The sequence below is a fragment of the Pseudomonas sp. RT4P38 genome, assembly GCF_054897765.1.
On the sequence record NZ_CM142703.1, the window covers coordinates 766,419 to 781,369 of the forward strand.

Sequence of the window (14,951 nt, forward strand, 5' to 3'; positions counted from 1 at the left end):
GCCTTGCGCGAAATCGTCCTGATAAACATCACGGGAGTCGACCGTCCGGGTCTGACTGCGGCCATTACCGGCGTTCTGGCCCAGGGTGGTGTGAACATTCTCGACATTGGTCAGGCGGTGATCCACGACACCCTGTCGTTCGGCATCCTGGTTGAAATTCCTGACACCGAGCAAGGCAAATCGGTGCTCAAGGACATCCTGTTCACGGCTTACAAGCTCGATCAGCAGGTGCGTTTCACGCCGGTGTCCGAAGAGGATTACCAGCAGTGGGTCGGCAATCAGGGCAAGAAACGCCACATCGTGACCCTGTTGACCCGCAAAGTGACCGCCGGGCAATTGCAGGCCGTGAGTTCGATCACCGCCAAGTATGGCCTGAACATCGACCACATCGATCGTCTGTCCGGGCGTATGCCGCTGGATACCCCGGCCGATCAGGGCAAGGGCTGCATCGAGTTTTCCGTGCGTGGCGAAGCGGCTGATCCGCAAGCATTGCGGGCCGAATTCCTCAGCGTCGCTCAGGAACTGAACGTCGACATCGCCTTCCAGGAAGATTCACTGTTCCGCCGCAACCGTCGTCTGGCGGTATTCGACATGGACTCGACGCTGATCGAAGCCGAGGTCATCGACGAACTGGCCAAGGCTGCCGGTGTGGGCGATCAGGTGTCTGCGATCACCGAACGGGCGATGGCCGGCGAATTGGACTTCCGCGCCAGCTTCAAGGAGCGCCTGGCCTTGCTCAAAGGGCTGGACGTCAGCGTGCTGGATTCGATTGGCGCCTCGCTGCGCCTGACCGAAGGCGCCGAAACCCTGTTCGCCGAACTCAAGCGTCTGGGCTACAAGACCGCCATCCTGTCGGGCGGCTTTACCTACTTCGCCAAGCAATTGCAGGCCAGGCTGGGTATCGACTATGTGTTCGCCAACGAACTGGAAGTGGTCGACGGCAAGGTCACCGGGGTGGCGGTCGAACCGATTGTTGATGCGCAGCGCAAGGCCGATCTGCTGAAAGAACTGGCGCACAAGGAAGGTTTGCGTCTGGAGCAGACCATCGCCGTTGGCGACGGCGCCAACGATTTGCCGATGCTGGCGATTGCCGGGTTGGGCGTGGCGTTCCGTGCCAAACCGCTGGTGAAGCAGTCGGCGAAGCAGGCGATTTCCACCCTTGGGCTGGATGGCGTCCTGTATCTGCTGGGTTTCCGGGATCGTGACGGGCAACTTTAAGGTATTTGCTGCCTGATCTGGCCTCATCACGAGCAAGCTCGCTCCCACAGTGGATCTCTGGCGTTCACAAATGGTGTGCTCACAGCAGATCAAGTGTGGGAGCGAGCTTGGTCCGGGCGGCGTTCCGACGATGGCGACGCTACAGTTTTAGAGATTCACCCTCAAAGCGACTTCCACAACGAATCAAAATTCTCCTCAGCGCCGCTCACCGCGGCGTTGTCGTTTTTGGCTGTCTCCAGGGGACGGTAGGCGAACTGATTGAAGCTGTTGGTGCTCGCCACCCGCCGATCCAGCCCGACCCTGCGTTCTTCGCCGTTGGTATTGATCATGACCTTGTTGCCCTCCTGAAAGGGCAGGCGCGGCGCGAGCAAAGTGGCCGGCAGGTCGATGGCGCTGATTTGCGGCAGCAACAGACCGCGCAGGTATTGGCTGTGGTCATCACGGGTGCGCACCAGTTGCAGGCCGCAGGGCTCGGCGAAGGGCGCAACCTGCTCGATGCCCATCTGCGTGCCACCGCCGCGCACCTGGCGGATCCAGCGCACCACCGCGATGCTCCAGCCCTGACCGGCAGCGTCCTCGATGCCGACCATCTCCCCTGCCTGTAACTCGGCAGGCACCGCGCCGGGCCAGGCCAGGCAATAACCGCCTGGGCTGTGATTGACCACCGACAAGACGTGGGTCGGGAAGTGCTGATTACGGTCGGATGCCTCGTGGCTGTCGTCGTTCAGCAGCTGCGGGTATTCGATCTCTTCGTAAGGCAGCAGAGCGTCCGCAGTGCCTTGGGGGGCGGCGTCGAAGGCCTGGTGCCATTGGTCCTTTTCCCTGCTTGTCACAGGCGTCGCCGAAAATTGTGCAAGCCGGGCACCAGGGTTTTTCAAGATGTCGCTGAATGAGCGTTGCCCACCCAGATAAAAATGCAGCGCGCTCATGCCCACGCACAAGGTCAAAGTACCTTGGCCGACGGTACGCTGGAAGCTGCGCTCGGCAGCCTGGCCCCACGCAGCGCTGAGGTGCTGCAACGTGTCGAGGCTCAGCTCCGACGGTACGGGTAGCGGCGATGAGCTGTCGGTTTTTTGCAAATAGCCTTCGATGGCCGCGACCAGAGGCTGCGGATCGATTCCCAGCAGATTCTCCTGCTGCTCGGCCCGGAACTTGGTGCGGTAACGCGGCCCGGTGTCGAGGTCTGGCGCGACGGCAAACAGTCCGGTGGCCGGTTTGCCGGGTTGCAGCTTGATCCATTGGCTCCAAGGCTCCAGCACCTCGGCCACTCGGGCAATCTGGTTCTGGCGCAGTTGGTTGCAGCGTGAGGCGCCCAGCAGCAAAGCCACTACGTAAGTCTGTTCGATGCTCAGGTTTTGCGTCTGGCTGGCCAGTTCATCGCGCAGGCTCAGATGCTGGAGTCGGTGTGCACAGGCGATCCGGTAGAGCTGATGCAGCTCCAGCCACAGGCCTTCCGGCACCGGGCAATAGAGTTTGGTCGAGCGAATAAGGGGCCCGTTCAGGCAGTGAATTGCCCGTTGTAGCGCCTGGGTCAGCAGCGGCGCACGGTCCTTGCTGAACGTCGGTGTGAAGCGCACGACAATCTGTTTGTATCCAATGGCCAAGTGACGTTGCAGCGCCTGGCAGAGGTTGGCGATCTTGCGCGAACGCTCGTCGAGGACAATCGACTGATGCAGGAAATGCCGCTCAAGGTGTTTGCAGACGTAATACACCTCGGGGCGCAACAGTTCGAGCAATTGCAGGCGATTTTCGCTTGGCGTGAGCAGCTGGTTGAGTTCGCTCAAGCCTTGATACAGCTGGCGAGCGGTCTCGCCGATATTGGCTTTGGGCAGATTGGCGATCCAGCGCTTGAGATCACGTGGGTTGGCTTCACAGAACGACAGGCGCAACTGCGTCGGGATCGGGGCGCGTAGCAACAGGTGGAGACTGGTCTCATTCATGCGGTGGAAAAACTCCAACCGGGAAAGGGGCAGTGAATGGTCTGACTGTAGCAGCTATGGATTTCTACCGTTTGTCTGTCAGTCGAGTGCCATCCGGGTGTCCTACTAATCTGACAGTCGTGCGACTGGATACGCACAGTCGTACGGCCTGCTGCCTACGCAGGGCGGGTCTCTTTGTAACTTCAAGGAGATGAAGTTTATGTCTAGATATGTAGTGGCAAATCAATGGGGCGGTAGTTCGGCACCCTGGCATCCGGGCGGAGACTGGACGCTAGGCGCGCGGGACAACCAGAACGTTGTCGCGATCGAGATCAAATCGGGCGATGGCGGGAAGAGTTTCACCGGCACCATGACGTATGCGGGTGAAGGTCCCATTGGCTTCAAGGCTCAGCGCACGGGCCAGAACCAGTACAACGTTGAAAATCAGTGGGGCGGCAACGATGCCCCCTGGCATCCGGGTGGCAAATGGGTCATCGGAGGTCGGGATAATCAGAACGTTGTGGCGTTGAGCGTGACCTCCAGTGATGGAGGGAAAAACCTCAGTGGCACCAATACCTACGCCAACGAAGGGCCGATCGGCTTCCGTGGACAGATAGAGTAACGGCACCACCGAAATGTCCGGCCCCGCGAAGACGTTCGCGGGGCCGGATCAGGGGTCAGGCGTTTGCCAGGCCCATGCCCTGGCCCATCTGTACCGGCGAACCGGCCGCCAGCTCTTCAGCCCACTTCACTTGATCAGGCCCGAACAGCACGACAGCGGTCGAACCCAGTTTGAACCGACCCAGTTCTGCACCTTTCTCCAAATGGATTGGCGCACGGGCAGCTTCGTCGTAGCGGAAGGTTTTCAGCTCGCGTTTTGGCGGCGTGACCAGCCCGGCCCAAACGGTTTCGATCGACGCCACGATCATTGCGCCCACCAGCACCACGGCCATCGGCCCGCGTTCGGTGTCGAAAATGCATGCCACACGCTCGTTGCGGGCGAACAGTTCCGGAACGTTTTCGGCGGTGGTCTGGTTGACCGAGAAGATCCGGCCCGGGATGTAGACCATCTCGCGCAGGGTGCCGGCCAGCGGCATGTGCACGCGGTGGTAGTCCTTCGGCGACAGGTAAATGGTGGCGAAATCACCGCCCATGAACGGCGCTGCGTTGGCAGCGTCGCCGCCCAGCAATTCCAGCACACTGAAGCTGTGGCCTTTGGCCTGGAACACGCGACCGTGTTCGATCGGGCCGAGTTGGCTGACCGCGCCGTCGGCCGGGCTGAGAATCGCGCCTGGCGTCTCGTCCAGCGGGCGGGCGCCGTCCTTCAGGGCGCGAGTGAAGAACGCATTGAAGTGCTCGTAGGCGGTCAGGTCTTCGACCAGCGCCTGCGACATGTCCACCTGATAACGCTTGGCGAACCAGGCGGTGAAGGCATTCTTGAACCAGCGCACGCGGCATTCGGCGATACAGCCGGCCAGTCGCGACAGCAGGTGATGGGGCAGCAGGTATTGGCTGAGGATAAACAAACGCTTATTCATTAACTGTCCTTAAAAACCTTAAATCTCTACGGGCGTATCGGGATGGTTGCCCCATTCGCCCCAGGAACCGGCGTAGCCTTTGACCCGCGGATAACCGAGGGATTTGGCCACCAGATAGGTGAAGCCAGAACGATGGTGAGTCTGGCAGTGGGTAATCACTTCTTTGTCTTTGCTGATCCCGAGTTTTTCCAGGATCTGCGGCATGTCGGTGCGGATGCGCAGGTTGCGCGCCTGATCCATGCCCGCGGTCCATTCGAAATTGACCGCGCCGGGAATGTGCCCGGCCTTGGCCGCCAGGACTTTCTCGCCGGAGTACTCCAGCGGCCCGCGTGCGTCCCAGATCGCCAGGTCGGCGGCACCGAGACGGCTTTGCAGGTACTCGCGGGTGGCGGTGGGTTCGTCGTGCAGGGTCAACGCAACCGGGCCGCCGACCGGAGCCGGGATCTGGATCGACATGGGCGAGCCTTCTGCCAGCCAAGCTGTCAGGCCACCATCGACATAGTGGTACTTGCTGTGGCCGATGACATCCAGCAGCCAGATAAAGCGCCCGGCCCAACCGCCGCCCTCGTCGTCATAGACGACGTAGACCGCGTCCTTGTTGTGGCCCAGTTCGCCGAACAACGCTTCGAGTGCCGCTTGCGGCGGCATCAGTCCCGGCGCAGGCGCCTGACCGAGTTGCGTGCGTTTCGGATCGACAAAACGCGCACCGGGGATATGCCCTGCGGCATAGCGGGCGCTGCTGGTCAGGTCCACCAGAATCAGTTCGCGGGCGTCGAGACGGGCGAGCAAGTCGCTCGGCTCGATGACCAGCGCCAAGCCAGAGAAGTCAGACATGTGAGGTCTCCAGAGCACAAAAGGGAGGATTGTAGCGGGTCATTGGCCGTGGTGGCTAAAGCTATGCAGGGCTTTCTCAATACATTGCGCGGTTTTGCCGAAGGCTTGCACGGTGATTTCCGAGAACGGCCCGCCGCCCTGATCCGCCACCACAATCATGATGACCCGGCCGTTATTGACCAGTGAGCGTAGCAGCAGGTGTTCGCCGCCGAACTGTGAGCGCAGGCTGGCCGGCAATAGCGTCGAAAATTGCGCATTGTTGTCCGGTGTCAGGCGCACTTGGGCCTGTTGCGAGAGCAGGCGTTGCAGCACAGTGCTCTGGCTGACCACGAAATTCAGGCCGGCCACTTCTTTCGGCAGTCCGGCCGTTTGGTGCACCCGCAGATTAGCGTGAGTACGGTCGGCCATCAGGATCATCACCCGACGCATGCCGCACGCAACCAAAGCGTCCCGGGCAGAGGTGGTCAAGTGCATGGCATTGGTGAAGCGACTCGGCTCCACCAGCAACTCGGCACATTGTCTGCGCCACTTCGCCAGGTCTTCGGCGGTCGGCGCCGGGGCCGGCAGCAAACCGGCGTGGATGCGGGTTACGCCCCATGGCCAGATCAGCGACACGGCCGGGTGCCAAAGGTCTGGCATGGCGTGATGGCGGGCGCTGTTGGCGGCCTGTTGGTGCAACTGCTGCTGCACTTCGTCCATCGGCATTTGCAGGTACAGGCTGGTCAGGTACTGCCAGCGTTCACTGTGAGGGCTGTCCCAGGCGTGTTGTGCCGACAGTGCCAGACCGTTGGCCAGCAGCACTGTATTGGCCGGTTGATTGAGCCAGCGGCGCAGGGTCGGATCGTCATCGAGGCGGTTCTGCTGGCGCAATGGGTGATCGCTGTCGCGAGCGATGCGCAGCACTTTCACCAGCTCACGCTGCTCGTTGAGCAACAGCCGATAACCCTGCTGCACCCAGATCGGCAGGCGCCAGATGTCCACGAGCGCCAGGCAGATTTCCAGCAGGCGTGCGCCGAACAATTGCTTCTCGACTTTGCTCGCGGATTCACCTTTATGGATGACCCGCAGCTCCCATTCTTCGAGCAGATGCGGATGGGTCAACGCCATCGGCCAGAGCGGCGAGAGAAACAGCAGGCTGCCCCAGTGAATGTCCTGCCAAAGCCGGGCCAGGCGACTGGCGAAAAAGCCGTTGGCCTGTTGAGTCGCGTGCTGGCTGATCAGTTGCAACTGACGCAGGGCAACCGGGATGTCCGACTGAGGTTCGGCAGGCAGGCGGGCGAGCAGTTCTTCGGTGCGCTTCAAACCGAGGCGATTGATCGCCACCTCAAGGTTTTCCGCGGGCTCGGTCATGCTGCCATGGGTGTGGCGATTGGCTTCGCGAATCACACTCAGCGCCAGCGCCGGGCTGTCCTGCATCAGTTCGGCGATATCGCGCAGGGAGCTGCGACTGTTGGCGATGGCCTTGCAGACACGGTCGTGACTGGCTTGCGGAACCGGCAGGCGCACGCCATCGAGAAGCTTGACCCAGCCTTCGAGAGTGGTCGGTTTTGGAGTTGGAACGTTCGTTTCGTTAGCCATGGTTGGACGCGATCATCGTCTGCATTACCTATGCCCGGAGCGGGCCAAATTGGCTTTTCGCCTGAACTGGCTATAGTCTGGCGCAGTTTTGCCGATAAGTAGAAGAAGAGATTTTTTAACTTCCGAATATGACCTTGAACCCGACTCAGTAAGTGCTCTCCTACCTATGGCTAAAATTATCGGCATCATCGTCGTATTCGCGAGCGTGCTCGGCGGATACGTGCTCTCCCATGGCAAGATTGCCGCCCTGATCCAGCCTTTCGAGGTGTTGATCATCGGTGGTGCTGCCCTTGGCGCATTCTTGCAGGCCAACCCCGGCTACATGACCATGCACGTGCTCAAGAAGTCACTGAGCATGTTCGGTTCGCGCTTTACTCATACCTTTTATCTTGAAGTGTTGGGGTTGATATACGAGATCCTCAACAAGAGCCGCCGCGAAGGCATGATGGCCATCGAAGGCGACATCGAAGATGCCGCAGCGAGCCCCATCTTCGCCAAGTACCCGACGGTGCTCAAAGACGAACGCATGACCGCGTTCATCTGCGATTACCTGCGCATCATGTCCTCCGGCAACATGGCTCCCCACGAGCTGGAAGGCCTGTTCGACATGGAGCTATACAGCCTCAAAGAAGATCTTGAGCATCCGTCACACGCCGTCAACGGCATCGCCGACGGCATGCCCGGTTTCGGTATCGTCGCAGCCGTTCTGGGTATCGTGGTGACCATGGCCTCCCTGGGCGAAGGCGACCAGGCCTCCATCGGTCTTCACGTCGGCGCGGCACTGGTCGGTACCTTCTTCGGTATTCTCGCGGCGTACGGTTTCTTCGGTCCGCTGGCCCATTCCCTGGCCCACGATGCCAAGGAAGAACTGAACGTCTACGAAGCCATCAAGGCCTCGCTGGTCGCTTCCGCTTCCGGCATGCCGCCGTCGCTGGCGGTAGAGTTCGGCCGCAAGGTGCTGTACCCGGCGCACCGTCCCAGCTTTGCTGAGCTGGAACAAGCGGTTCGCGGTCGCTAAGCATGGAAAATAACCAGCCGATAATCATCAAGCGCGTCAAGCGCATCGCCGGCGGGCATCACGGGGGCGCCTGGAAAATCGCCTTCGCGGACTTCGCGACGGCGATGATGGCGTTCTTCCTGGTGCTGTGGCTGCTGTCCACCGCAACACCCGAACAGAAGATCGCCATCGCCGGTTACTTCAAGGACCCGGTCGGCTTTTCCGAAAGCGGCACGCCGTACATCATCGACCTGGGCGGTTCGCCGACCCTGGCGCCGGAGAACACCCTCAACCCCGAGGTGAAATCTCAGCCGCAGCCAGACAAGGTGACTATCGACACCGAGCAGGTTGAAGGCATGGCCGAGCAGGTCGAGAAGGAGCGTCTCGAGCTGTTGCTGCAAGAACTGCAGAACAAAGTCGAAGAGAACCCGCAACTCAAGAAATTCAAAGACCAGATCCTGTTCGAGATCACGCCGGACGGTTTGCGCATCCAGATCGTGGACGCCGAAAACCGGCCGATGTTCGACTCTGGCAGTGCCCGTCTGAAGCCATACTTCGAAGACATCCTGCTGGCCATGGCCGACACCATCAAAGCGGTGCCGAACAAGATCAGCATCAGCGGCCACACCGATGCCAAGCCGTACACGGGCACCGGTGACTTTGGTAACTGGGAGCTCTCGGCCAACCGTGCCAACGCTGCACGTCGTGCGTTGATCGCCGGCAGCTATCCGGATGCGCAGGTGGCACGCGTCGTCGGTTATGCCTCGTCGGCGTTGTTCGATCGCGAGAACCCGTTCAACCCAGTCAATCGCCGTATCGACATCGTGGTGCTGACCAAGAAAGCCCAGCGCGCCATCGAAGGTTCGCAAGGTGCGGAACCGGCTCCAGAGCCGACGCAAGGGCAGGGTGGCCCGGGCGAAGTGCCCGCCACGCCAGCCGACCCGAATGCGTTGCCGGCGGATAAAGAACCGTTGCCGGCGCACGAGCTTCGCGAGCGTTTGAACCTGTTCGACAACCCTCCACCGAAGCCGGGTGAGCCAGCCAAGCAGTGACCCACAAAAAAGCCGACAGCGATGTCGGCTTTTTTGTGCCTGTAAGAATGTATTTATATCCGTCTGATGGCGGTAAAAATCAAGGTATGAGGCATGTCCGAGAAAGGTGTAGGACGTCTCCGAGACGCATAAACCGGGTTTCACTTCGCTAGAGGCTCGCCTATAGTTTGTCCGTCGCCGAAGAATCGGTGATCGACTTTAGCCGGTCGTTACAGATGATGCACAAGCGCCCGTGACGGCTGTGATGCCTTGGATGTACTGGGCTGGACGCTGGAAAAAGCTGCACGTTGAAAATGGGAAAGCCGCTATGTTCGCGGCTTTTTCTCGGGCTGTGGATACCGGCTAAAAAGGGGGAGACGCCACTTCAACTCGAAGAACCTGTGTTCCGGCAGGGGCGCTGGCTGACTCGACGAGCAGCATGGTCCGCATCTGTGCATAACTTGCAACTGCTACAAAGAATCTATACTGTCCCGTGAGTTTTGCGGCAAGACATGATGTCTACTGCTTGAGCTACCCATTTCATGTGATGCCATTCTAGGGAGGAGGGATCTATGACCACAGTTCAGAACCTTTACTCCGCCTTAGACAAGCAGGGCATTTCGAAAAGAAAGCTCGCTCTTCTGCTGCCTGACTGGTGGACAGATGAGGTAGAGGCGTCACCGTCAGGCGTGCAACAAGCCAAGGTTTATTTGGCCAAAGCATTAAGTCTGCGAATGCGTCCTTTTAGTGAGACGCCTCCTCGGATTGAATTCGACTTGCCGGCAGATAAGCGATTCAAAAAATCTGCCAAAACCTCTGAAGCAGATGTCAATCTTGCGGTTGCCTTGGCTCGCAGCGCCTCGCGCCTTGCGCTTTCTGCGCTAGACACTCAATTCGTTCCGCCTCCACCGGACGCACTGGGGATTCGCGAGCACTTGCTTTCGTCGGGGGCTCCTTGGGTAGGTTTGTCTGCGTTGCTCGACTATTGTTGGAGCATTGGCATCCCAGTCATCCACTTGGCTACACCTCTGCTTGGCCGGAAAATGGATGGCATCGCCATGGCGATCAATGGCCGGCCATCGATCGTCCTTTCTAACAATCGAAAAAGCGGCTTCTTGCTTTTCCATTTGGCACATGAGCTTGGACATATTGCCTTGGGTCATGTCGGTGCAAATGGAACGATTGTCGATGATGAAATCAAGGAAGGTGACGCGCTAGACAAAGATGCCGATGAGCTTGCCGCGGATCAGTTTGCGATTCAGTTATTGACCGGTAATGCTCATGGCAATTTAAAGCTTCAGCAGCTGGTGAAAGCGCCTGTGCTGGCGCGAATGGCAATGCAGTATGGGAAAGACCATCAAATCGATCCTACGCATATCGTTTTGAATTGCGCCCATAACAACAAAAGCATTTTCGCACTGTGTGTTTCTGCCGCAAATTTCATCGCTGGAGAAAGCACTGACCAGGCGATGGTTGCAGATTTTGTTTTCCGGCAGCTTCGAGATAATCTCAAAGACGACAGCGAGCATTTACTGCGGAAACTGATCGCATAAATGATTCTCCTCACTGACAACGACATATTGGTAAAGCTAGCTCAATGTGACTTGATTGACGAAGCTTTATCAGTTTTTCAATGCGGACTTGCTGACTGCTACGTTCTAGACAGTGCCAAGCACTCTCTCTACTTAAATGATGTGGAGAAGTGCGTATCCAGGCGCGTCGGCAGCTACCAATCCTATGATCGACTTTGCAATCTCGTCCAATCATGCCGCGTGCTTGGAGCGGCCGATGAAGATTTTGACTTCATGGACGAACTGCTTCAAATCGACAGTATCGACGATGGCGAGCTTTTGCTGTTGATGCATGCTTTCTCTCTCTTTCAAAATCAACAGCCCTACTCATTTACCACGGGTGACAAGCGCGCACTCGTCGGTATTTTGATGTCGCAGTCAGATAGAGCAAAGCAGATACTTTTTCAGCGGGTGGAATGTGTCGAGTCAATCATTCTGAAAGCAATTCGAATATACGGTTTTACACATATCAGTACCAAACTAATACAAACTCAGGCTCTTGTTGCTGCAGAAAAATATGACAAGGTTCTGAGAATGGCTTTCGGTGCCGGACGTGATGAACATCACTCTAATACCTGCCTTTCTCAATACCTGGCGCCCGTCGGTCAGTTCATCAAACCCTGATTCATGCCCGAACTCGGCGGCCCTTCAGAGCACCGTTAATACTCAGAGAGGTCTATTTGATGTATGCATTCAATCAACATGGCCTACAAAAAAGCCGCGAGATGATCGCGGCTTTTTTGTCTCTGCGGGACGCTACTTAATAGCTGGTTTCCGGCAAACTCGCGATGATCGAGCGGTAGCTGTTCATCCGTTGCTGCTGCACGCGACCTTCTTCCAGGGCCTTGAGCAGGGCGCAACCCGGCTCGCGGTCGTGCTTGCAGTCGCGGAAGCGGCAGGTGCCGATCAGGTCGTTGAACTCGATAAAGCCGGCTTCGACGTCGGCACGGCTGACGTGGCCCAGGCCGAATTCGCGGATACCCGGGGAGTCGATCAACTCACCGCCACCGGGGAAGTGGAACAACCGCGCGGTGGTGGTGGTGTGAGTGCCCTGGCCGGACAACTCGGACAGCGGGCCGACACGGGCTTCGACTTCAGGCAACAGGCTGTTGACCAACGAAGATTTGCCGACGCCGGACTGGCCGACGAACACGCTGATGCGCCCGTCCAGCTGTTCTTGCAGTTGCTCCATGCCGTTGCCGTGGTGCGCCGACACTTCCAGCACCGGGTAACCCAGCGTGCGGTAAACCGCCAGCAAGGCATTCAACGCCGGGGCGTTCTGCTCGTCGATCAGGTCGAACTTGTTGAGCAACAGCAGCGGCCGGATGCCGGCGTGCTCTGCCGCAACCAGATAACGGTCGATCAGATTGGCATGGGGCTCGGGCAGTGGCGCGAAGACAATCACGATCATGTCGACGTTGGCGGCTACAGGCTTGAGCTGACCACGGCTGTCCGGACGGCAGAGTTCGGTTTTGCGCGGCAGTTGCGCCACGATCACGCCGATGCCCTGGTTGCCGGCACGCCAGACCACCTGATCGCCGGTCACCAGCGCAGGCAGGTTGGCGCGCAAGTGGCAGCGGAACACCTGGCCGGCCAAATCGCCATCGAGGGCTTCGACTTCGACCTGCACACCGAAGTGCGCGATCACCAGGCCCGTCTGTTCCGGACCCAGATCGCCACCCTCAAGTGCCTCGACAGCCGAGGACTCGCGTTTGGCGGCGCGGGCAGCGCGTTCGCCCTGAATCTTTTCGATGCGCCAGTTTTGACGACGATTGAGTTGGCGTTTGGCCATGGGTGTTCCGTATCAAGAATGCAGCGATTAGGTAAAACGGCCGCGAGTTTAGCACGCCCGGGCGCCGCCCTAGGCTAAACTGCGCAGCATTGCCTAGGAGCCGACACATGCAAAACCCGCAGAATCTGATCTGGATCGACCTGGAAATGACCGGTCTGAACCCTGATACCGACGTCATCATCGAGATGGCCACCATCGTCACCGACAGTGACCTGAACACCCTGGCCGAAGGGCCGGTGATCGCCATCCATCACAGCGACGAGATCCTCGCCGGCATGGACGAGTGGAACACCCGTCAACACGGCGGCTCCGGGCTGACCCAACGGGTGCGCGACAGCCGTATCAGCATGGCCGAAGCCGAAGCCGAGACCATCGCTTTCCTGGAAAAATGGGTGCCGAAGGGCAAGTCGCCGATCTGTGGCAACAGCATCTGCCAGGACCGTCGCTTCCTTTATACCCACATGAAATCCCTGGAAAGCTTCTTCCACTACCGCAATCTCGACGTCTCGACACTGAAAGAGTTGGCCGCACGCTGGGCGCCGGACGTGCGCGACAGCTTCAAAAAGGGCAGCACGCACCTGGCCCTGGACGACATCCGCGAATCGATCGCCGAGCTGCAGCACTACCGCAAGCATTTCATCAAGTTCTGATGGAACTGAGGGCTGCACGGATTGTGCAATGCCCTCTTTTGGTGCCGCCCCTAAATGGCTAGACTGCGCGCCTTCCTGCAAGGACCGCCCCCATGTTGCTGATGCTTTACCTGATCGCCATCACCGCCGAAGCCATGACCGGTGCCTTGTCTGCCGGACGTCGCGGGATGGATTGGTTTGGCGTGGTGCTGATCGCATGCATCACAGCGTTGGGCGGCGGATCGGTGCGCGACGTGTTGCTCGGTCACTACCCGCTGACGTGGGTCAAACACCCGGAATACCTGGTGCTGACCTCGGTGGCGGCGATGTTCACGGTTTTCGCTGCGCGCTGGATGCGGCATCTGCGCTCGCTGTTTCTGGTGCTCGACGCCGTAGGTCTGGTGGCATTCACCCTGATCGGCTGCATGACCGCCCTCGAAATGGGCCACGGCATGCTGGTGGCGTCGGTCAGCGGTGTGATCACCGGGGTTTTCGGCGGCATCCTGCGCGATATCTTCTGCAATGACATCCCGCTGGTCTTCCGCCGCGAACTCTACGCCAGCGTCTCGTTCGCGGCGGCGTGGTGCTACATGCTCTGCATTTACCTGCAATTACCCGGTGAACAGGCGATTTTGATCACCCTGTTTGGCGGCTTCCTGCTGCGGTTGCTGGCAATCCGTTTCCATTGGGAAATGCCGAAGTTCGTTTATAACGACGAGGCCTGACGTTCGGCGTGTTGCTTCAACGCCCACTCGACATGCTCACGCACCAACTCCGACGGATAGTCCCGCCGCGCCTTCAACGCTTCCAGCACCGGAATGCTTGACGGCGCGTTCCCCAGGCCTACCGCCAGGTTTCGCAGCCAACGCTCGTAACCTGCTCGGCGTAACGGCGAACCTTCGGTGCTGCTGAGGAACTTGTCCTCGTCCCACATGAACAGCTCGGCCAGTTCAGCGTTGTCCAGGTTGTGCCGTGGCTTGAAGTCGCTTTCGCCGGTCGGGCGGGCGAAGCGGTTCCAGGGGCAAACGATCTGGCAGTCATCGCAACCGAACACCCGATTGCCGATCAGTGGCCGCAAATCTTCCGGGATCGCGCTTTTCAGTTCGATGGTCAGGTAGGAGATGCAGCGTCGGGCATCCAGCACGTACGGGCCGACGAAGGCATTGGTCGGGCAAATGTCGAGACACGCGGTGCAGCGGCCGCAATGTTCGGTGGCGTGAGGCGGGTCGATGGGCAGCGGCAGATCAACAAAGAGTTCGCTGAGGAAGAAGTAACTGCCGGCCTTGCGATTCAGGACCAGGGTATTTTTGCCGATCCAGCCAAGGCCGGCCTTTTCAGCGATGGCTTTTTCCAGCACCGGCGCGCTGTCGACAAAGGCGCGATAGCCAAACGGGCCGATGACTGCCTGAATTTTTTCCGCCAGTTGTTGCACGCGTTTACGGATCAGTTTGTGGTAATCGCGGCCCAAGGCATAACGCGAGACGTAGGCTTTTGCAGGTTGTGCCAGGCGCTTGGCCATTTCGGTGTCGCCCGGCAGGTAGTCCATGCGTAGGGAAACCACCCGTAGCGTGCCGGGCACTAGCTCTTGCGGGTGTGAGCGTTTGCTGCCGTGGGCACCCATGTACTCCATTTCGCCGTGGTAGCCGGCTGCGAGCCAGCGTTCCAGGTGCTGCTCATGCTCGGCCAGGTCGAGGCCGCTGATGCCGACTTGCTGAAAGCCCAGCTCGCGGCCCCAGTCCTTGATGGATTGGGCGAGGGCGGGCAGGTCTGTGGTAATAGCGGGCATGAGGCGAGAGAAACCGGAGCTGAGGTGCGTATAATTCTGCCAGACATCGGAGCCCGAA

General features: G+C 59.2%; 14 protein-coding genes. 8 read left to right on the top strand and 6 right to left on the bottom strand.

Going from position 1 to position 14,951, the window contains the following annotated elements; all coding sequences use genetic code 11:
* Positions 1-3: 3 nt before the first annotated feature.
* A complete protein-coding gene (gene serB, locus ACYZT7_RS03485) occupies positions 4-1,218 on the top strand; it encodes a phosphoserine phosphatase SerB (RefSeq protein ID WP_462039964.1) in 1,215 nt (404 codons plus the stop codon).
* 161 nt (positions 1,219-1,379) lie between these two features.
* Here the strand turns inward: serB and ACYZT7_RS03490 are convergent, their stop codons facing one another.
* Complete coding sequence (locus tag ACYZT7_RS03490; protein WP_462039965.1) at positions 1,380-3,158, bottom strand: molecular chaperone; 1,779 nt, start codon at positions 3,156-3,158, stop codon at positions 1,380-1,382.
* 199 nt (positions 3,159-3,357) lie between these two features.
* Between ACYZT7_RS03490 and ACYZT7_RS03495 the strand changes: the two genes are divergently transcribed.
* Positions 3,358-3,759: a lectin OAA family protein gene (locus ACYZT7_RS03495; protein ID WP_042932429.1), complete on the top strand. Its 402-nt coding sequence runs from the start codon at positions 3,358-3,360 to the stop codon at positions 3,757-3,759.
* A gap of 55 nt (positions 3,760-3,814) precedes the next feature.
* On the opposite strand, the gene asd is transcribed toward ACYZT7_RS03495, so the two are convergent.
* From asd to ACYZT7_RS03510, 3 genes are read right to left on the bottom strand one after another with little or no spacing between them, the layout of a single operon-like run.
* Positions 3,815-4,675 (bottom strand): archaetidylserine decarboxylase, encoded by an 861-nt coding sequence (gene asd, locus ACYZT7_RS03500; RefSeq protein WP_462039966.1) that lies wholly within the window; start codon positions 4,673-4,675, stop codon positions 3,815-3,817.
* Between the two features lie 18 nt (positions 4,676-4,693).
* A complete protein-coding gene (locus ACYZT7_RS03505) occupies positions 4,694-5,509 on the bottom strand; it encodes a rhodanese-like domain-containing protein (protein ID WP_462039967.1) in 816 nt (271 codons plus the stop codon).
* Between the two features lie 39 nt (positions 5,510-5,548).
* Positions 5,549-7,087, bottom strand: coding sequence for an HDOD domain-containing protein (locus ACYZT7_RS03510; RefSeq protein WP_462039968.1), 1,539 nt, complete (start codon positions 7,085-7,087; stop codon positions 5,549-5,551).
* A gap of 166 nt (positions 7,088-7,253) precedes the next feature.
* Between ACYZT7_RS03510 and motA the strand changes: the two genes are divergently transcribed.
* The 4 genes from motA to ACYZT7_RS03530 all read left to right on the top strand — a co-directional run bounded on the left by motA (position 7,254) and on the right by ACYZT7_RS03530 (position 11,310).
* Entirely contained in the window at positions 7,254-8,105 is an 852-nt protein-coding gene (gene motA / locus ACYZT7_RS03515; RefSeq protein WP_449646181.1) for a flagellar motor stator protein MotA, read from the top strand.
* Between the two features lie 2 nt (positions 8,106-8,107).
* Entirely contained in the window at positions 8,108-9,136 is a 1,029-nt protein-coding gene (gene motB, locus ACYZT7_RS03520) for a flagellar motor protein MotB (protein ID WP_462039969.1), read from the top strand.
* A 551-nt stretch (positions 9,137-9,687) separates the two neighbouring features.
* Positions 9,688-10,668 carry an ImmA/IrrE family metallo-endopeptidase gene (locus ACYZT7_RS03525; protein WP_462039970.1) on the top strand — a complete coding sequence of 327 codons (981 nt, stop codon included), beginning with the start codon at positions 9,688-9,690 and terminating at the stop codon, positions 10,666-10,668.
* Positions 10,669-11,310, top strand: a complete 642-nt coding sequence (locus ACYZT7_RS03530; protein WP_462039971.1) for a hypothetical protein — start codon at positions 10,669-10,671, stop codon at positions 11,308-11,310.
* A 136-nt stretch (positions 11,311-11,446) separates the two neighbouring features.
* On the opposite strand, the gene rsgA is transcribed toward ACYZT7_RS03530, so the two are convergent.
* Positions 11,447-12,478, bottom strand: coding sequence for a small ribosomal subunit biogenesis GTPase RsgA (rsgA, locus tag ACYZT7_RS03535; protein WP_008153263.1), 1,032 nt, complete (start codon positions 12,476-12,478; stop codon positions 11,447-11,449).
* A 107-nt stretch (positions 12,479-12,585) separates the two neighbouring features.
* On the opposite strand from rsgA, the gene orn reads away from it, so the two are divergent.
* Complete coding sequence (gene orn / locus ACYZT7_RS03540) at positions 12,586-13,128, top strand: oligoribonuclease (protein WP_008035288.1); 543 nt, start codon at positions 12,586-12,588, stop codon at positions 13,126-13,128.
* 92 nt (positions 13,129-13,220) lie between these two features.
* Positions 13,221-13,832, top strand: a complete 612-nt coding sequence (locus ACYZT7_RS03545; protein WP_449646172.1) for a trimeric intracellular cation channel family protein — start codon at positions 13,221-13,223, stop codon at positions 13,830-13,832.
* On the opposite strand, the gene queG is transcribed toward ACYZT7_RS03545, so the two are convergent.
* Positions 13,814-14,893, bottom strand: a complete 1,080-nt coding sequence (queG, locus tag ACYZT7_RS03550; RefSeq protein WP_462039972.1) for a tRNA epoxyqueuosine(34) reductase QueG — start codon at positions 14,891-14,893, stop codon at positions 13,814-13,816. The genes ACYZT7_RS03545 and queG overlap by 19 nt on opposite strands.
* Positions 14,894-14,951 lie beyond the last annotated feature (58 nt).